Source organism: Corynebacterium pacaense (genome assembly GCF_900169525.1).
GTDB classification, from domain to species: domain Bacteria; phylum Actinomycetota; class Actinomycetes; order Mycobacteriales; family Mycobacteriaceae; genus Corynebacterium; species Corynebacterium pacaense.
The window spans coordinates 1,134,620-1,153,337 of sequence record NZ_LT821239.1; the positions used below are offsets into that span (position 1 = coordinate 1,134,620).

At 64.2% G+C, this 18,718-nt stretch carries 18 protein-coding genes; 15 read left to right on the forward strand and 3 right to left on the reverse strand.

Translation table 11 applies throughout. The features are described 5' to 3' along the window. Nucleotides 1–9: 9 nt before the first annotated feature. The gene (locus B7E02_RS05410) at nucleotides 10–1,932 is read right to left on the reverse strand and encodes a solute carrier family 23 protein (protein WP_080794450.1); all 1,923 of its coding nucleotides are present in this window, start codon (nucleotides 1,930–1,932) and stop codon (nucleotides 10–12) included. A 142-nt stretch (nucleotides 1,933–2,074) separates the two neighbouring features. On the opposite strand from B7E02_RS05410, the gene obgE reads away from it, so the two are divergent. From obgE to B7E02_RS05480, 14 genes are all read left to right on the forward strand, one after another. After that, on the forward strand, nucleotides 2,075–3,580 hold the full coding sequence (obgE, locus tag B7E02_RS05415; RefSeq protein WP_080793760.1) for a GTPase ObgE: 1,506 nt from the start codon (nucleotides 2,075–2,077) through the stop codon (nucleotides 3,578–3,580). Between the two features lie 213 nt (nucleotides 3,581–3,793). Next, nucleotides 3,794–4,903, forward strand: a complete 1,110-nt coding sequence (proB, locus tag B7E02_RS05420) for a glutamate 5-kinase (protein ID WP_143336701.1) — start codon at nucleotides 3,794–3,796, stop codon at nucleotides 4,901–4,903. Between the two features lie 60 nt (nucleotides 4,904–4,963). Continuing rightward, complete coding sequence (locus B7E02_RS05425; protein WP_080793761.1) at nucleotides 4,964–5,878, forward strand: D-isomer specific 2-hydroxyacid dehydrogenase family protein; 915 nt, start codon at nucleotides 4,964–4,966, stop codon at nucleotides 5,876–5,878. A 19-nt stretch (nucleotides 5,879–5,897) separates the two neighbouring features. Continuing rightward, nucleotides 5,898–7,196: a glutamate-5-semialdehyde dehydrogenase gene (locus tag B7E02_RS05430; RefSeq protein WP_080793763.1), complete on the forward strand. Its 1,299-nt coding sequence runs from the start codon at nucleotides 5,898–5,900 to the stop codon at nucleotides 7,194–7,196. A 46-nt stretch (nucleotides 7,197–7,242) separates the two neighbouring features. Further along, a complete protein-coding gene (locus B7E02_RS05435) occupies nucleotides 7,243–8,211 on the forward strand; it encodes an alpha/beta hydrolase family protein (RefSeq protein WP_143336654.1) in 969 nt (322 codons plus the stop codon). A gap of 19 nt (nucleotides 8,212–8,230) precedes the next feature. Continuing rightward, the gene (gene nadD / locus B7E02_RS05440; RefSeq protein WP_080793767.1) at nucleotides 8,231–8,863 is read left to right on the forward strand and encodes a nicotinate-nucleotide adenylyltransferase; all 633 of its coding nucleotides are present in this window, start codon (nucleotides 8,231–8,233) and stop codon (nucleotides 8,861–8,863) included. A gap of 166 nt (nucleotides 8,864–9,029) precedes the next feature. Continuing rightward, nucleotides 9,030–9,503 carry a ribosome silencing factor gene (gene rsfS / locus B7E02_RS05445; protein ID WP_080793769.1) on the forward strand — a complete coding sequence of 158 codons (474 nt, stop codon included), beginning with the start codon at nucleotides 9,030–9,032 and terminating at the stop codon, nucleotides 9,501–9,503. A 10-nt stretch (nucleotides 9,504–9,513) separates the two neighbouring features. Beyond that, nucleotides 9,514–10,224 (forward strand): histidine phosphatase family protein, encoded by a 711-nt coding sequence (locus tag B7E02_RS05450; protein WP_080793771.1) that lies wholly within the window; start codon nucleotides 9,514–9,516, stop codon nucleotides 10,222–10,224. A 15-nt stretch (nucleotides 10,225–10,239) separates the two neighbouring features. Continuing rightward, nucleotides 10,240–11,064 carry a DegV family protein gene (locus B7E02_RS05455; protein WP_080793773.1) on the forward strand — a complete coding sequence of 275 codons (825 nt, stop codon included), beginning with the start codon at nucleotides 10,240–10,242 and terminating at the stop codon, nucleotides 11,062–11,064. A gap of 64 nt (nucleotides 11,065–11,128) precedes the next feature. Further along, nucleotides 11,129–11,761, forward strand: a complete 633-nt coding sequence (locus tag B7E02_RS05460; protein ID WP_080793774.1) for a ComEA family DNA-binding protein — start codon at nucleotides 11,129–11,131, stop codon at nucleotides 11,759–11,761. Further along, on the forward strand, nucleotides 11,758–13,404 hold the full coding sequence (locus tag B7E02_RS05465; RefSeq protein WP_080793776.1) for a ComEC/Rec2 family competence protein: 1,647 nt from the start codon (nucleotides 11,758–11,760) through the stop codon (nucleotides 13,402–13,404). Before B7E02_RS05460 ends, B7E02_RS05465 begins: the two co-directional genes overlap by 4 nt. A 13-nt stretch (nucleotides 13,405–13,417) precedes the next feature. Beyond that, the gene (gene holA, locus B7E02_RS05470; protein ID WP_080793778.1) at nucleotides 13,418–14,386 is read left to right on the forward strand and encodes a DNA polymerase III subunit delta; all 969 of its coding nucleotides are present in this window, start codon (nucleotides 13,418–13,420) and stop codon (nucleotides 14,384–14,386) included. A gap of 11 nt (nucleotides 14,387–14,397) precedes the next feature. Continuing rightward, nucleotides 14,398–14,808 (forward strand): ankyrin repeat domain-containing protein, encoded by a 411-nt coding sequence (locus B7E02_RS05475; RefSeq protein ID WP_080793780.1) that lies wholly within the window; start codon nucleotides 14,398–14,400, stop codon nucleotides 14,806–14,808. Then, nucleotides 14,805–15,482 (forward strand): LysE family translocator, encoded by a 678-nt coding sequence (locus B7E02_RS05480; protein ID WP_080793782.1) that lies wholly within the window; start codon nucleotides 14,805–14,807, stop codon nucleotides 15,480–15,482. The genes B7E02_RS05475 and B7E02_RS05480 overlap by 4 nt, the downstream gene beginning before the upstream one ends. 88 nt (nucleotides 15,483–15,570) lie before the next feature. On the opposite strand, the gene rpsT is transcribed toward B7E02_RS05480, so the two are convergent. Then, the gene (gene rpsT / locus B7E02_RS05485; protein ID WP_080793784.1) at nucleotides 15,571–15,834 is read right to left on the reverse strand and encodes a 30S ribosomal protein S20; all 264 of its coding nucleotides are present in this window, start codon (nucleotides 15,832–15,834) and stop codon (nucleotides 15,571–15,573) included. Nucleotides 15,835–16,023: 189 nt separating this feature from the next. After that, nucleotides 16,024–16,608 carry a type II toxin-antitoxin system PemK/MazF family toxin gene (locus B7E02_RS05490; RefSeq protein ID WP_080793786.1) on the reverse strand — a complete coding sequence of 195 codons (585 nt, stop codon included), beginning with the start codon at nucleotides 16,606–16,608 and terminating at the stop codon, nucleotides 16,024–16,026. 202 nt (nucleotides 16,609–16,810) lie between these two features. Between B7E02_RS05490 and lepA the strand changes: the two genes are divergently transcribed. Continuing rightward, entirely contained in the window at nucleotides 16,811–18,658 is a 1,848-nt protein-coding gene (gene lepA / locus B7E02_RS05495; protein ID WP_080793788.1) for a translation elongation factor 4, read from the forward strand. Nucleotides 18,659–18,718: the final 60 nt, after the last annotated feature.

Below are 18,718 nucleotides of genomic sequence, written 5' to 3' on the forward strand. Positions count from 1 at the left end.
CCCCCGCACCTACTGCCCGAGGAACTCGGACTCGGTGAACTTCCGGTCGAAGGCGGTGCGGGCGGGGTTGGCGTCGGAGAGCAGAATATCGAAACGATCATTGGCGATCTCGACGATCTCCCCCAGTGCCTGCCTGTGTTCCTGTTCAGTGGAGTTCTCCAGGCGGCGCAGGCCCGCGGCGATCACGTCATCGACGGTGTCGGTGGTGGTGAAATAGCTGACGAAGGGCATGCCGAAGCGTTCGCGGTACTCCTCGTTGACTGTGATGAGCTTCGCTCGGTCGACATCATCGAGGGTGTCCAGACCCAGCGACCCCCGGTCCCTCGAGATCTCCGCCGCCTCGGACTCGGAGGCCAGGAGCAGCTGCGCCATGTCGGGGTAGTCGTGGATCAGCTCCTCACGGCGTTCCGTGGGGGCGGTCAGCACCGCAATCTGAATTGCCTCGCGCAGCGCGGTGACATTGGCGAAGGGGCGCGATTCCCAAGCTGTTTCCAGCGGCCAGGTCTTGCTGTTGAACAGTGACGTGAAGGTTTCTACGAACTCCCCCCTGTCCATGGCATTGACCTGATCCAGGGTGAGCGCATCACCTGCGGCCGACGTTGCAATGTTTCCTCCGGACTGGCGTCCGACATGGAAGAAGAGCAGGTTGAGAAGTATCGCGGTGATCGCACCCACGGACATTCCGGAGGAGACGAAGATCCGCGCCCACTCCGGGAAGGCGCTGGCGATGTCCGGGCGGAAGGTCACCAGCATGGCCAGTCCGAGAGCGGAGGTCACGATTACGGAGTTGCGGTTGTCGGAGAGATCCGACTTGGCGATGGTCTGCAATCCCACCCAGGCGACGTTGGCGAACAGCGCCAGTGACGCCCCGCCGAGCACGGGGGAGGGGATCGAGGCGACGATGGCGCCCGCCTTCGGAAGCACACCGAGGATGATCATGAACACCGCGGCGGTGGCCGCGACATAGCGTGACTTCACACCGGTGATCCGCACCAGGCCGACATTCTGCGCGAAGCAGGTGTAGGGGAAGGAGTTCATCACACCACCGATGAAGGTGGACAGGCCGTCGGCGCGCAGGGCGCGGGTGACATCGGAACGCCGGGTGCGTTTGCGCACGATCTCCCCGGTGGCGAACACATCACCGGTGGTTTCCACCATCGTGATGATCATGACGATGATCATGGAGAAGATCGCCACCACATTGAACTCCGGTACGCCGAAGTAGAAGGGTGTGGTGATGCCGAAGGCCCCGGCACTGCCGACCTCTGAGAGGTTGGCATCGTCAAGCAGCAGTGCCACGGCGGTGCCGCCGACCAGGCCGAGGAGCACAGCCAGGGTGGACAGGAAGCCGCGGAGGAACCGCTGCGCCAGGATGATCACGGCCAGGGTGCCGAAACCGTAGGCGAGGTCGCGCGCAGCGGGCACCCCCTCGGCGTAATTGACAAAGTCATTCGCCGAGACCGACAGCAGCGAGGTGCCCATTACCAGCAGCACCGAGCCGGTGACCACCGGTGGGAAGAAGCGCAGGAAACGGGCGAACACGGGAGCCGCGAAGAAGGTGAAGATGCCGGCGACGATCACGGCGCCGTAGATGGCGGGAAGCGACTCCACCCCGCCCGCGCCGTCGGTCACGCCCAGACCGATGGCGATGATCGGGGCGACGGCGGTGGTGGTCACGCCCTGGACGATCGGCAGGCGCACACCGATGTGCCTGCCGACGCCGAGGGATTGGATCAGGGTTGCGATGCCACAGGTGAGAAGGTCGGCATTGATCAGGTGGATGGTGGTCGCCGCGTCGAGGTTCAATGATTGCGCGATCAACAGGGGGACAATGACGGCACCGGCATAGAACGCCAGGACGTGCTGGAGCCCGAGGGCTGCGAGTTTGGGGACCGGGGGAATCTGATCCACGGGATGGGTGTGGGTGGTCACGGCGCTTCTGTGGTGTCCCTTCATCATCGATATTCAGTTGCCCAACATTCTCCTCTTTTTGACAGCGCCGGCAAAATGGGAGAACCCCGGTGGTAGGCTCATGGGACGTTATCGTATTTTGAGCAGGAGTGACACCGAATTTATGAACCGATTTATTGACCGCGTCGTGCTCCACCTCGCCGCTGGCGATGGTGGCAACGGCTGTGTCTCGGTGCACCGTGAGAAGTTCAAGCCCCTCGGTGGTCCCGACGGCGGCAACGGCGGACACGGCGGTGACATCATTCTCGAGGTCAGCGCACAGGTTCACACCCTCCTCGACTTCCACTTCCATCCGCATGTCAGGGCCAAACGCGGTGCCAACGGCGCGGGCGATCACCGCAACGGAGCCCGCGGCGAGGATCTCGTTCTCGCCGTCCCTCCGGGAACCGTGGTGGTCGATCACAAGGGTGAGACCCTCGCCGATTTGACCACCGTGGGCATGCGCTTCATCGCCGCCGCCGGTGGCATGGGCGGGTTGGGAAATGCCGCACTGGCATCGAATGCGCGCAAGGCCCCCGGTTTCGCCCTCCAGGGCGAGCCCGGTGAAATGCGGGATCTGACCCTGGAACTGAAATCCATGGCTGACGTGGGGCTGGTGGGATTCCCCTCCGCGGGCAAGTCCTCACTGATCTCCGTGATGTCGGCGGCCAAGCCGAAAATCGGTGACTACCCCTTCACCACACTGCAGCCGAACCTCGGCGTGGTCAATGTGGGGGATGAGACGCTGACCATGGCCGATGTTCCGGGTCTGATCCCGGGGGCTTCCGAGGGCAAGGGGCTGGGACTGGATTTCCTCCGTCACATTGAGCGTACCTCCGTCCTCGTCCACGTCGTTGACACCGCATCGATGGACCCGGGTCGCGATCCGATCTCCGACATCGAGGCCATGGAGGCCGAGCTGGATGCCTACCAGTCCATCCTCGACGAGGACACCGGGCTCGGCGATCTGCGCCAGCGTCCCCGCGTCATCGTCCTGAACAAGGCAGATGTTCCCGAGGCCGCGGAGTTGGCGGAGTTTCTCAAGGATGATCTGGAGCGGCAGTTCGGCTGGCCGGTGTTCATCGTCTCGGCGGTTGCCCGCAGGGGGCTGGACCCGTTGAAGTACAAGCTGCTGGAGATTGTCCAGGAGGCCCGGAAGAGGCGTCCGAAGGAAAAGGTCGAGCAGATCATCATCAAGCCCAGGGCCGTCGATGAGCGCCGCGCACCGGAGTTCACCGTCGTCACCGATCCGCAGATCCAGGGTGGATTCCTGGTGCAGGGCCGGAAGGTCGAGCGCTGGATCGTTCAGACCGACTTTGAAAATGACGAGGCCGTGGGCTACCTCGCGGACCGGCTGGCGAAGCTGGGCGTCGAGGATGCCCTGCGGAGGGCCGGAGCGGAGGTCGGAGCCGCGGTGACCATCGGCGGGGTGACCTTCGAATGGGAGCCGATGACCTCTGCTGGTACCGATCCGCTGCTGACCGGACGTGGCACCGACGTCCGTCTCGAGCAGACCGGCAGGACATCCGCGGCCGAGCGCAAACGTGCCTCACAGGTCCGCCGTGGTCTCATCGATGAATTCGATTATGGCGAGGGTGAGCAGGCCGACAGGGAACGCTGGCAGGGCTAGCGCGTATACGATGAAAGGGCTATGACTCAATTCTCCGAAACTGAGACCCCTGAAAGTGTGAGCCTGCGGGACAACCTACCGTCCCCGACCCAACTCGCCCCCGTGACCGGGCTGCCGGTGACCCCGTACAGCCAGGAGGCGAGTCGGGGGGCGGCGTTCCCCGCGCCCTCGCCGGGTGCTGTCGAGGGACCCGCCTTCGGCCATGAATCCGAGATGCGTCAGCGCATCGCCCACGCCAAACGCGTGGTGGTCAAGATCGGCTCATCCTCGTTGACCAGTGACGACGACGGGCATACCGTGGATCCGAACAGAATCAACACCATCGTCAACGCCCTGCAGGCACGCATGGAGGCAGGATCTGATCTCATCGTCGTCTCCTCCGGCGCCGTCGCCGCGGGCATGGCCCCGCTCGGGCTGCACACCAGACCGGTGGATCTGGCCACCAAGCAGGCCGCCGCGGCGGTGGGTCAGGTGCACCTGGCCCACCAGTGGGGCCGTTCATTCGCGCGCTACGGCCGTCCGATCGGGCAGGTGCTACTCACAGCCGCCGATGCGGGCAAACGCGATCGCGCACGCAACGCCCAACGTACCATCGACCGCCTCCGCTTCCTGGGTGCGGTACCCATTGTCAATGAGAACGACACCGTTGCCACCACCGGCGTCAATTTCGGCGACAACGATCGATTGGCGGCCCTGGTCGCGCACCTGGTCAGTGCGGATGCCCTCGTTCTGCTCAGTGACGTCGACGGGCTCTTCGACAGGAACCCCAGCGACCCCGGCGCACGCTTCATCTCCGAGGTCCGCGATGGAAACGACCTCAAGGGTGTGATCGCCGGCGACGGCGGAAAGGTGGGCACAGGCGGAATGGCGTCGAAGGTGTCCGCGGCCCGACTCGCCTCCCGCGGAGGTGTGCCGGTGCTGCTGACATCGGCGGCTAACATCGGACCGGCACTCGAGCACGCCGGGGTGGGTACGGTGTTCCACCCGAAGGACAACCGCCTGTCCGCCTGGAAGTTCTGGGCCCTCTACGCGGCTGACACCGCGGGCAAGCTCCGACTCGACGAAGGTGCGGTGCGGGCGGTGACCTCGGCCAGGAAGTCACTGCTGGCGGTGGGAATCACCGAGATCATCGGGGATTTCCAGGCCGGGGAGATCGTGGAGATCCTCGGACCGGAGGGGCAGATCATCGGACGCGGCGAGGTCAACTACAGCTCCGATGAGCTGCGTCCGATGCTTGGATACCAGACCCAGGACCTGCCGGACGGCATGCAGAAACCGGTGGTTCACGCCGACTATCTGTCCAATTACGCCAGCAGGGCCTGACGGCCCTCCGGAGTCGCCCCGGCTGCTGTCAACACGATCATCCCGGTGTAGGTTGGTTGCATGAAATTCATCATGTATCCGCACAAATGGACCGAAACCATCGCCGCCATCGAGGCCGCCGGGCACGAGAATGTGGATCGTCTGGATTCCGCGGAGCTGCTGTTCTTCAACGGATCCGCACCGGAGTTCCCCGATCTGCCGGAGAGTGTGAAGATCGTCCAGACCGCAATGGCGGGCATTGACGCGCTGGTGGACAAGGGCGTGGTCAACACCCGGATTCGCTGGGCGAACGCCGCCGGGCTCTACTCCGATACCGTCGCCGAATCCACCCTCGGTCTCCTGCTCGCGCAGCTGCACGGACATGTCGCGATCACGCGGGCGAGATCCTGGAGCGTCCGCGACCGGGTGGAGCGTTCCGTCGACTGGCTCTACGACCACAAGACGGTGGCCGTGGTCGGCGCCGGGGGCATCGGGACGAGATTGATTGAAATGCTCGCGCCCTTCAACGTCAAAACCATAGCGGTGAACAACTCCGGTCATCCCGTTGCGGGGGCGGACGAGACCTTCGCGATGGAGGATGCCGGACACATCTGGTCGGAGGCCGACTATTTCGTCCTACTGATGCCCCTGACCGAAAAGACGCGCGGCATGGTCGATTCCGGGATTCTCGCCAGAATGAAACCCACCGCCGTTGTGGTCAACGTCGGCCGTGGGCCGCTGGTGGTTACCGAGGACCTCGTGTCCGCGCTCGAGGACGGCACCATCGCCGGTGCCGCCCTCGACGTCACCGACCCAGAGCCGCTGCCGGACAACCATCCGCTGTGGAACATGGACAACGTGGTGATCACGCCGCACACCGCCAACACCAGTGAGCGGATCCGAGCCCTGACCGGCGCACTGACGGTGCGAAATATCGAACTCTTCGAGGCGGGGGAGAAGATGTCCACCGAGGTCGACGTGGAGGAGGGCTACTAATTGGCTAGACTGGGCAATCATGAGTTCCCAGACGAGTTCCACTGAACAGATCCGAGATCAGGAGCGCGCCGAAGTTCTGGAGAAGGCGCGCACTGCCAAAACAGTCGCACCCGAGATCGCCATTCTCGGTTCGGCGCAGAAGAACGAGGTCCTCCTCCGGGCGGCTGACATCCTCATCGAGCGTGCCGGGGAGATCATCGCCGCCAACGCCTTGGACATCGAGGACGGACGCCGGAACGGGATGGAGGAGTCGCTGATCGACCGTCTCGCGCTGGACCTGTCCCGCATCGAGGGCATCGCCGGCGGTCTCCGCCAGGTCGCCTCACTCAATGATCCGGTCGGTGAGGTGCTGCGCGGACACGTCATGGACAACGGCATCCAGATGCGCCAGATCCGGGTGCCCCTGGGTGTGATGGGCATGGTGTACGAGGCCCGCCCCAACGTCACCGTCGATGCCTTCGGTCTCGCCCTGAAGTCGGGCAACGTGGCACTGCTGCGCGGTTCCTCGACCGCGGTGCACTCGAACGGGACGCTGGTGTCAATTCTCCAGGATGTGCTCGCCGATGCCGGCCTGCCTCGGGAGGCGGTGCAGCTGCTGCCCTGTCAGACCAGGGACTCCGTACAGGATCTGATCACCGCCCGCGGTCTCGTCGACGTGGTGATCCCGCGCGGAGGTGCGGGGCTGATCAACGCAGTGGTCACCAACGCGACGGTGCCGACCATTGAAACGGGCACCGGAAACTGTCACTTCTACATCGACGCCGACGTCGATCTCGAATCCGCGATCGCCATGCTGCTCAACGGAAAGACCCGACGCTGCAGTGTCTGCAACGCCACCGAGACCGCGCTGCTGGACGCGGCGCTTCCAGAAAAGGACAAACTGGTCGTCGTGCAGGCGCTTCAGGCCGCGGGAGTCACCGTTCACGGGCTTGTCGACGCCCTGGGCGCCTTCGGGGCCACCGATGTTGTGGCGGCCACCGAAACCGACTGGGATTCCGAGTACCTCTCCCTCGACATCGCGGTCGGCATCGTCGACGGCGTCGATGGTGCGATAGCCCACATCGCCAGATACAGCACCCACCACACCGAGGCGATCGCCACCAGGAACATTTTCACCGCGCAGCGCTTCGCTGATCGCGTCGATGCGGCGGCGGTGATGATCAACGCCTCAACGGCCTTCACCGATGGCGAGCAGTTCGGGATGGGCGCCGAGATCGGTATCTCCACCCAGAAGCTTCACGCCCGCGGCCCGATGGCGCTGCCGGAGCTGACCTCCACGAAATGGATTCTCCAGGGTACCGGCCAGATCCGCCCCTGATTCCGGGGCTGGCGCGACAATTGACAGTCCGATAACTTAATCTCCCATGAGAATGAAAATCGGCGCGGTCATCATCGGCACGTGTACCGCGGCGGTGGCACTGTTCCTTTCCGCACCCGCGGCGCGGGCCACTGATGCCGCCGCCGTGGCCCCCGCGGAGATCGTGGACCCGTGGAATGACGATTACATCCCCATCCATCCCGACCGGGACCCCGATCTCTACCGCGCCGTCTTCGATCCGCCCCAACCGGGCGAGTGCCCCGCCGTGGTGGTCATCGCAGCCAGGGGGAGCGAGCAGAACACCCAGATCCGTCCCACCCGCTACAGCCCCGAAGCGCCCTGGACCTCGAACGGATTCGAGGAGAAGGTGTTCAAGTACCTGTTCAGACAGCTGGAGGCGGAGCACCTGAGGAGCACAGGTGAATCCCTGATGAAGGATGTCTACGTCATGGGCCTGACCGACAGGGAATACCCCGCCTCCTTCCCACTGCGCTCCCCGGGCAGTTCGGCGATCGAATTCCCGGTGTCCGTCAGCAGCGGACGCGCGAGCGTCGTCGACGCCGCGGACCGCTTCGAGGATTCCACCGGCTGCACACCGAAATACCTGCTGGCCGGATACTCCCAGGGAACCCTCGTTGTCGGGGACCAGGCGCAGGACTTCATCGACCGCGACCAGTACGTGGGAACATTTCTCTTGGCCAATCCGGCGCAGTACCCCGGTGATCCCTCCATCGTCGGTGCCGAGCCGATCAGTTCCGGGCTCACCTCCTCACTGGGTCTGCCGAGGAACAGGGACGAACACACGATCAGCTACTGCCGGATCGGGGACATCGTCTGCGACTCCTCGCCGGGACAGTTCCTTGTCGCCGGTTCAACCGCACTGTCCTCCGCCGTAATTCCGGCACGCAGCAACAGCGGCAGCAGCCACACCCTGTACTTCACCGAGGACGACCGCTACGACAAGGAGGTCCTCGACGCACTTGCGGGGTGGATCGTGCAGGCCCGCGAATCCTGAACGGATATACTTCCCATCCATGACACCCACCCGCATCGGAATCATGGGAGGAACCTTCGATCCGATCCATCACGGACACCTGGTCGCAGGTTCCGAGGTTGCCGCACGATTCAGTCTTGATCTGGTGATCTTCGTCCCCACCGGCCAGCCCTGGCAGAAGACCGAAAGGCAGGTCAGTCCGGCTGAGGACCGCTACCTGATGACGGTGATCGCCACCGCATCGAATCCGCGCTTCACCGTGTCCAGGGTGGACATCGACCGCAGCGGCGACACCTACACCATTGACACGCTCAATGATCTGCGTCGGCAGTTCCCAGAGGCGGAGCTGTTCTTCATCACCGGCGCCGATGCGCTGGCCCGGATCGTCACCTGGCGTGACTGGGAAAAGATGTTCGAGTTGGCGCACTTCGTCGGCGTCACCCGCCCCGGATACGAGCTTGACGGCGATATCATTCCGCAGATTCACAAGGACCGGGTGTCGCTGGTGGAGATCCCCGCGATGGCGATCTCCTCGACGGACTGCCGCGCACGTGCGGAGGAGGGGCGTCCGGTCTGGTACCTGGTGCCCGACGGGGTCGTGCAGTACATCGCCAAACGGCAGATGTACCGACCGGGTGGAGCGGATGGGTCGATGGATCCCACCGGATACTGATCTTCCCGGTGCAGTGCCCGTGTTCCGCCTAAAAGTAGGTGATTGAGGGTGCTTCATGGAAAACTGGGAAGGGTTGGCAACGGCGACGAGTGCCGGTTGCCGGTTTCCCGCGGAAACGGAGTAGGTTTTCGTGGGGGACCTCCCCAGAGCAGTGTTAAGGAATTTTGTGTCTGCAAACAATGAAGCTATCCGCCAGGCCACGATCGCGGCCAGGGCAGCGGATGAGAAGAACGCCGAGGACATCGCCGTTCTGGATGTGTCCGAGATGCTCGCCATCACCGAGATCTTCGTCCTGGCCTCCGCCGACAATGAGCGTCAGGTGTCCGCGATTGTCGAGGAGATCGAGGCCGACATGACCGATGCGGGCCTGGAACCCAAGCGCCGTGAGGGAAACCGCGAGAACCGCTGGGTGCTGCTGGACTACGGATTGATCGTGGTGCATGTGCAGCGGCGGAGTGAGCGTGAATTCTACGGACTCGACCGCCTCTACCGCGACTGTGCGCTCATCGATGTCGAGGGCATCGAAACCATGCAGCGCCCCGAGTCCTGGTCCGATGAGGTGGATATCCGCACCCTTGATTCCATCGATGATCTACCGCCGGTCCCCGCAGAGTACGAGCCTGATTTCGAAGAGCAGTAAAGAAGGACCAATGACCCGACGTTTGATTCTGCTCCGGCACGGGCAGACTGACTACAATGCGACCTCACGGATGCAGGGCCAGCTCGACACCGGCCTGTCCGAACTCGGCCGGAGGCAGGCCGAAGAATCCGCGAAAGTTCTGGCGAACCAGAACATCACGCACGTATTCAGTTCGGATCTGTCGCGGGCTCGCGACACGGCTCAGGCCGTGGCCAGGCTTATCGACGCCGAGGTTGTCACGGATCCGCGTCTGCGGGAGACCCACCTGGGTGAGTGGCAGTCGAAGACCCACCGGGAGATCGACACCACCTTCCCCGGGGCGCGCGCGCTGTGGCGCCACGACCCCCAGTGGTCCCCGCCGGGAGGGGAATCCAGGGTGGAGGTGGCGCGCCGGGCCAGGCAGTTCGTCGATGAGCAGATGATCGGACTGGAGGACTGGGACAACTCCACGGTGCTCATCGTCGCCCACGGTGGGACCATCAATGCCCTGACCTCGAACCTGTTGGCTCTCTCCTTTGATCAGTACCCCATGTTCTCCGGGCTGGGGAACACCTCCTGGGCGCAGCTGACCGCCCGCCCACGCTACTACCCCGGTAGCGAGAACCCCGAGGACGATCTGAAGAATACCGCCGTGACCATGGCAGGTCCGATGTTCAACCCTTCCAATGTTGATGATGCCCAGTGGTACCTCGACGGCTGGAATATCAGCGTAACAAGCTAGTTCCAGGAGGACACAGTGGCTGTTCGCATTATCACCGATTCATCGGCGTGCCTACCTGAAGAGGTGGCCGATGAACTCGACATCACCGTGATCAACCTCCACCTGATGCACAACGGGGAGGAGCGCTCCACCTCGGGGCTGTCCTCCCTGGAGCTCGCGGCCGCCTATGCCCGCCAGCTGGAGCGCGGTGGTGACGCCGGGGTCCTCGCGCTGCACATCTCCAAGGAACTGTCCTCGACCTGGTCCTCCGCGGTGACCGCCTCCGCCGTCTTCGAGGACGGTGCCGTCAGAGTGGTTGACACCGGATCTCTGGGAATGGCGGTGGGTGCGGCCGCCATGGCGGCCGCGAAACTGGCGAAGGAGGGCGCCTCCCTGGAGGAGTGCTACGACATTGCCGTCGATACGCTCCAACGTTCGGAGACGTGGATCTACCTGCACCGCATCGATGAAATCCGACGCTCGGGGCGGATCTCGGCGGCCACGGCGGTGGTGTCCGCGGCGCTGGCTAACCGGCCGATCATGCGCGTTCACGATGGCAGGGTGGAGTTGGCGGCGAAGACGAGAACGCAGTCGAAGGCCTTCGCCAAACTTGTGGAACTGGCGCAGATTAGGGCCCACGGTGAGCCGGTGTTCGTGGCCATCGCGCAGAACGAAGCGAGAGAGGCCGCGAAATCCCTGCAGCAGCTGCTGGAGGATTCGCTTCCCGAGGGGTCCAGTTTCATGGCCGTCGATGTCGATCCGACGCTGTCGGTGCATTCAGGTCCCGGTGCCATAGCGGTCTCCGCGGTCTTCTCCTCGCCCGCCGATGATTCATCCACAGGCAGGCCCACGGGAAAGTAGTTGTCCACAGGGTGCGCGATACCCTGCTTGGCGTGGTGCCTCCGCAGGCCTAGCGTCTGCAGACATGAAAGACATCTCCTCCCGCATCGCCGAGTTGACCCGTCCCACGGGGACCGAGGACCTGCTCAACGTGAGCTATCCCGAGCCCCGTCTGAGAATCGGTGTCAAGCATGCCGTGATTACCGCGGCGGCGGTTGCGGCGCTGGCGCTGGGGTGGTTCCTGCTGAGGCAGGACACGGAGCCGGTGGCCGCGTCGGCCCTGGTCGCGGTCGCCCCCGAAACGGAGATCGTGGTATCCGTGGTCGGTCATGTGGAGAAACAGGGCGTTGTCACCCTCCCTGCTGATGCCAGGATCGCTGATGCACTCACCGCAGCGGGTGCCCTCCCCGACGCGGATCTGGCCTCGGTCAACCTCGCCCAGAAACTCGGTGACGGCCAGCAGATCGCGGTGTCGAGGGTGGGCGAGGCCGACGGGCAGGGCGCAGGCCCCGCTGCCACCGACCCCGGGTTGCTCTCACTCAACGGCGCCGATTCGACACAGCTGCAGTCCCTGCCCGGGGTGGGGGAGAAGACCGCGGCCGCGATCATTGCGCACCGCGACAGCATCGGGGGATTCACCTCGGTGGAACAGCTTATGGAGGTCAAGGGGATCGGACCCGCGAAGTTCGCTGAGATCTCACCGCAGGTGGCGCCGTGAGGGAACTGCGACTCGTGCCCACGGCGCTGCTGACCTGGGCGGTGGTGCTCTCGGTTGTGCTGAGCCGTTCGTGGATGATCGCCACCCTTGTGATCCTGGGGGCCGTCCTGGTCTGCGCGCTGCTGGGGCAGTGGGGGCAGGCCCTGGTCGCCACCTCCATCCCGCTGTGCGCCGGGGCGATCGCCTACGCGCGGGTACGGATGGCCGCCACCACTCTGGAGGGCGAACTGGTGGGCAGCGTCGGCTCGGTGCGCCGACTCGATGGCGGACTGTCCATCCTCCAGCTTGAGCTTCCGGGTTATCCGGTTCCGGTTCCGCTCATGCTCAGGGGTGGCCACGAGGTTGCGCCGGGCTCGGTGATCGCGGTGGCGGGAAGGATCAGCCCCAGTGAGCGACCCGGGGTCGGGGAATGGATCCTCAATGCCAGCTCGGTCGAGCATCTGCAGGATCCCTCCGGGGCCGCGGCCTGGAGCAATCATGTTCGTGACAGCTTCCTGACCACGGTCAGGCAGCATGTCGGGGAATCCTCGCAGGGGCTGGTCCCCGGGATGGTGCTCGGTGACACCCGGCTGCAGAGTACCGCGGACGCCCAGATGTACGTGGATACGGGGCTATCCCATCTTAGTGCCGTGAGCGGGGCGAACGTTGCCATCGTGACCGCCTCCGTCATGGTTGTGCTCAGCCTGCTCACCCTCGGGCCCCGGGTGCAGATCGGCGGGGCCTGCCTGGCACTGGTCGTCTTCGTGGCTCTGGTGGGCACCGAGCCAAGTGTCCTGCGGGCGTCGGTGACCGGGATGGTGGGTTTGCTGGCGGTGCTCAATTCAACGCGCATGGAGCCGATTCACGGACTGGGTCTTGCCGTGATCGCCCTGCTGTTCTGGGATACGGATCTCGCCGTGCACTACGGCTTCGCCCTGTCGGTCGCAGCGACGGCCGGCATCGTCGCCCTCCACCCGCTGCTCTACCGGGCGTTGGCGCGGACCGGGCTGCCGGACATCCTGGTCAGGGCCCTGGCCGTGGCGGTGGCGGCGGATGTGGTGACACTGCCCCTGGTGGCCATGATGGCGGGGAGGATTCCCCTGGTCTCCGTGCTGGCCAATGTGTTGGCCGCACCCGCGGTGCCCCCGGTGACCCTGCTTGGTCTGTTCGCGGCGCTGCTGACACTGCTTCCCGGTTCCCTCGAGGTGGTGCCCCTGAGCATCCTCGAACCCTTCACATGGTGGATCCACCAGGTGGCATCTCGGTGCAGTACCCTTCCGGGGGCCTCTCTGGAGATTCCATCCGGGTGGACCGGCCCGGTCTGGGTGGTGGTGGGGTGCGCGTGGCTGGTGCTCGCCATCCACTACGGCCACGCACGGTGGGTCGTCGCAGTGGCGCTCATGGGGGCGGTGGTTTCCTGGAATCAGACCCGACTGCCCCCGGTGGTCGATCCCTCGGAGTTGAACCACGTGGTGGTGGACACCGTCGAGGAGGCGGTGGACGTGGGGACGGGTGTGGAGCTGATCGTCGTCCGGGAGGGTGGGACCGCCGCGGATCGGCCGACGGTGACCAGAGCGGGCATCCCGGTGCTTTTTCCCAACCGTGACGGCCCGGTCACGCTGCACACCGACGGAACACAGCACGCCGCGGACAGGCGATTCTAGGCGATGTGGCACGATGGGATCCGTGTCTATTTCTCCCGTACATCTCATCCTCGGCGAGGATCCCTTTCTCGCCGACCGTGCACGTCAGGGCGTCATCGCGGAGATCAGGGGGCAGAGCACCGATGGGGCCTCGCTGCCGGTGACGGAGATGCGGGCCGGCGACGTGCAGTCGGGGGAACTCGCGGAGCTGCTCTCGCCCTCGCTCTTCGGAGAGGACCGTGTCGTTGTGCTCACCAACATGGACGAGGCGGGGGCGGAACCGGCTGATCTCGTGCTCAGGGCCGCACTCGATCCGGCGCCCGGGATTTACATGGTGATCATCCATTCCGGCAAGGGCCGCACCAAGGCGATGGTTCCCAAACTCAGCAAGATTGCCAGCGTGCAGCGCGCGGACAAGCTGAAGGAGCGCGAGCGGCCGGCGTGGGTGCAGCAGGAGTTCCGGAGTCAGGGTGTCAAGGTAACCCCGGACGTGGTCCATGCCCTGCTCGAGGGGGTGGGCTCGGATCTGAGGGAGTTGGCCTCGGCTGTCAGTCAGCTGGTGGCCGATACCGGAGGTGACGTCACCGTTGAGAAGGTGCGCGCCTATTACGTCGGTGTCGCCGAGGTTTCCGGTTTCGACATCGCCGATCTCGCCTGTGCCGGGCAGGTTTCCAAGGCCGTGGCAAGTACCCGGAGAGCCCTGCAGCTGGGCATCGGGCCCGTTTCGCTGGCTGCGGCGCTGAGCATGAAGGTGGGGCAGATAGCGCGCCTCTACTCCACCCGCGGCCGAATCGACTCCGGTTCGCTCGCACGAGAACTCGGGATGGCACCGTTCATTGTGGAAAAGGTTGCCAAGCAGGCGCGCACCTGGTCGGGGGAGGCCGTCAGCGACGCGGTGATCCTGATGGCGGATCTGGATGCCGCGGTGAAGGGACAATCGGGCGACATCGAGTTCGCCATCGAATCCGCGGTGCGGAAGGTGGCGGAGCTGGCGCGCAGGTAGACTCTTCATCCATGAATGATCCACGGCTTCCCGATGACGTCCAAGAGCTGGTGACCAGGCTGTTCGGTTACGCGCGCGAGGGAGGCGCGGAGGCGGCCGCCCAATTGGCGGGCTATATCGACAACGGTGTGGATGTTGACATCATGAACCAGGACGGCAACACACTGGTGATGCTCGCCGCCTACAACGGGCACACCGATGTCCTGGGAGTTCTTCTCGACCGGGGCGGAGACGTCAACCGGCTCAACGACCGGAACCAGTCCCCGCTGGCGGGTGCGGTGTTCAAGAAGGAGGATGCGGTCATTGACCTGCTGATGGACCACGGCGCGGATCCCCTGGCAGGCAGGCCCAGCGCGCTGGACACAGCCGTCATGTTCGAGCGCCCCGATCTGGTGGCCAGATTCGAATCTGAACGGCAGTGACCTGGGGTGCGCTGGGCACCCTGATCCTGCTCAACGTTGTGGGAAGTCTGTCACCCGGCCCCGACACCTTCTTCATGCTGCGCCTGGCAACGCGCTCCCGCGCACACGCCCTCGCGGGGATGGCGGGAATCATCACCGGCCTGGCCGTGTGGGTGTCCCTGACCGTGGTCGGTGCGGCGGCACTGCTGTCGTCCTATCCCTCGATTCTCGGACTCATCCAGGTGGTGGGGGGCAGCTACCTGTGCTCGATGGGGGTCAGGATGGGGACCTCCGCGTGGGCGGAGCTCACCAGGGCGCGGGCCTTCGGTTTCGGGGAAGGTGCGCGACCCGTACCGGATGCCCACGGGTCGCTGGGGACACTGCGGCAGGTATACCGGCAGGGAGTGGCCACCAACCTGTCCAACCCGAAGGTGGTGATGTATTTCGCCGCGATCCTCGCTCCGCTGATGCCTGCCCATCCGCGGCCACTGCTGGCCATCGGGTTGACCCTGCTGATCCTTGTTCAGACGGCGGCGGTTTTCGGCACGCTCTGCCTTGTAGTGTCCACGGAACGGGTGAGAAAAGCGGTCCTCAGGGCCGGGCCGGTGTTCGATTTGATCGCGGGCGTCGTGTTCACCGGTGTCGGAGCGACGCTTCTGGTCGAGGGCGCGGAGTATCTCCTGCGGTTGTGGTGAGCGGATCATCCGTCCCGGTTCCGTGGCCGCCCGGGAAGTGGAAAAGACTCCCCACCGTGTGCGGTGGGGAGCCTTTCGAGTCCGGGTTCTAGGCGATGCTGTTGACTGCCTTGGCCAGAGCGGACTTCTTGTTGGCGGCGTTGTTGCGGTGGAAGACACCCTTGGAAACGGCCTTGTCCAGGGTGCGGGAGGCCACGCGAAGCTGTGCCTCGGCGGCGGCCTTGTCACCGGCCTCCACAGCGGCGCGGGTCTTGCGGATCTCGGTGCGGACGGCGGAGCGCACAGCCTGATTGCGCAGGCGGGCCTTCTCGTTGGTCTTGATCCGCTTGATCTGAGACTTGATGTTTGCCATTGAAACTTACCTCTTGAACTTTCTGGTTAAAGTTGTGAACAACCCATTTCCGTCACGGTTCCCGCGGCTGCTGCCGCTCGGTGAAAACTGATGCGAACCCAAGGTCCTGTCCGCTATCGGTTGACACGTGCCCGGAAATGGGACAACAGCGTTAAAGATTATCACCGGACGCTGGCGGGAACAAAACCGCTAGGCCCAGTCAAAGTCGTTGCGCAGGCGGTTGGCCACCCGTTCGAAGCGGCCGCGGGGCAGGACGATGCCCTGGCGGCGGATGTCGAGTTCGGATGCCTCGAGGATGCGGTCGAGGCGGACCCAGCTCTGCCGTCCCCGTTCATCCCAGGCGCCGGCGCCGATCTCCATCCATTCCTCCTCCATGCGGTGCTCGGGGTTGCAGGAGATGATCAGGCCGAGGATTGTGTTGCGATTTCGTCCCACCACCACCATCGCCCGTTCCTTCGGCGGGTTGTGGGGTCCCTCGGTGGGTACCCAGATCCAGACGACCTCACCGGGGTCGGCCTGGCCGTCCATGTCGGGGGCGTAGAAGATCGGACGCGCCATCGACTCCGTGGGTGCGACGTTGACGTCGGTCGCGCGGTGGTGGGGCCTGGTGGCATCGTCCGGCTCGTCGCTTGTCACGATTCCCAGTCCGTCGCGGATGGTGGCGAGGGAGTTGTCCACCTGGCGGCGCGGAGGCTGGGTGAGAAACCGGAGGACCCGCGTGAACACGCCGGGGCGGGAGCCACTGCTTCTTCGACGGGCCAGTGTGGAGCTCATTTTCTCACCTTCAAGCAGTAGTTCCGGGGCGTTCATGCCCCTGTGTAACCATTCTGTGATGTTGTGGGAAATATCGCAAGGGGTCCCCGGGAAGTTACGTCCAGGCAGGGGTGGGCTTTGTGCTGCTCGAGCATGTTTAACACCAGTAGCGCACTCAGGTAGAGTGAGCAGCGTTATTGAACCGAAGGGACCTTGCACGCATATGGCGGAGAAATTTGCAGAAAAGACGTTTACGGATCCGTCGAGGATTCGTAACTTCTGCATCATTGCCCACATTGACCATGGAAAATCGACGCTCGCCGATCGTATTCTGCAGCTGTCCAATGTTGTGGATGCGCGCGACATGCGCGATCAGTACCTGGACAACATGGACATCGAGCGTGAGCGTGGCATCACCATCAAGGCGCAGAACGTGCGTCTGCCGTGGATCCCGCGGAGTGGCACCCACCAGGGACAGGAGATCGTCATGCAGATGATCGACACCCCTGGTCACGTCGACTTCACCTATGAGGTCTCCCGGGCACTCGAGGCCTGTGAGGGTGCGATCCTGCTTGTTGATGCGGCCCAGGGGATTGAGGCGCAGACCCTGGCCAACCTCTATCTGGCGATGGAGAATGATCTGGAGATCATTCCCGTGCTGAACAAGATCGATCTCCCCGCCGCCGACCCAGACAAGTTCGCCCTGGAGATCGCCAATATCGTCGGCTGCGAGCCGGAGGATGTTCTCCGCGTCTCGGGCAAGACCGGTGTCGGTGTGCCGGAGCTGCTGGACAAGGTCGTCGAGCTGATCCCCGCACCGACCTCGACGGTTGATGCGGATGCCCCGGCGCGCGCGATGATCTTCGATTCCGTCTATGACACCTACCGTGGGGTGGTCACCTACGTGCGGATGATGGACGGCAAGCTCGTACCGCGGCAGAAGATCCAGATGATGTCCACCGGCGCGACCCATGAACTGCTCGAAATCGGAATCGTCAGCCCCACACCGAAGAAGTGCGCGGGTCTCGGCCCCGGCGAGGTGGGCTACCTGATCACCGGCGTCAAGGATGTGCGTCAGTCAAAGGTCGGCGATACCGTCACCTGGGCGCACCACGGAGCGAAGGAGGCGTTGAAGGGATACGCGGAGCCGAAGCCGATGGTCTATTCCGGTCTCTTCCCGATCTCGCAGGCTGATTTCCCGGACCTGCGCGACGCGTTGGAGAAGCTTCAGCTCAACGATGCCTCCCTGACCTATGAACCGGAAACCTCGGTGGCCCTCGGGTTCGGATTCCGGTGTGGATTCCTGGGATTGCTGCACATGGAGATCACCCGCGACCGCCTCGAGCGCGAGTTCGACCTCGATCTGATCTCCACCGCACCCTCGGTGAACTACCGCGTCGTGGACGAGACGGGGGAGGAGCACCGTGTGCACAACCCCGCCGACTGGCCCAGTGGAAAGCTCCGCGAGGTCTACGAGCCTATTGTCAAGGTCACCATCATCGTGCCCACTGAGTTCGTCGGTCCGACCATGGAGCTGTGCCAGGCGAAGCGTGGACAGATGGGTGGAATGGACTATCTGTCTGAGGATCGCGTCGAGCTGCGTTATGTCATGCCGCTCGGCGAGATCATCTTCGATTTCTTCGATATGCTCAAATCCCGCACAAAGGGATACGCCTCACTCAACTACGAGGAGGCGGGCGAGCAGCTCGCGGATCTGGTGAAGGTGGACATCCTGCTCCAGGGAGAGCCGGTGGACGCCTTCTCCGCCATTGTCCACCGTGACAATGCGCAATGGTACGGCAACAAGATGACCGTGAAGCTGAAGGAGCTGATTCCCCGTCAGCAGTTCGAGGTCCCGGTCCAGGCCGCCATCGGATCCAAGGTCATCGCCCGCGAGAACATCCGTGCCCTGCGCAAGGACGTCCTGGCGAAGTGCTACGGCGGCGATATCTCGCGTAAACGCAAGCTCCTGGAGAAGCAGAAGGCCGGAAAGAAGCGGATGAAGAACATCGGTTCCGTCTCCGTTCCCCAGGAGGCCTTCGTGGCCGCCCTGTCCACCGACGAGGCCTAGATTCCGGGCCCGGAGGCGGACGCTTCCCCGTGTGAGGGGGGGGCGTCGACACGCAAGGGA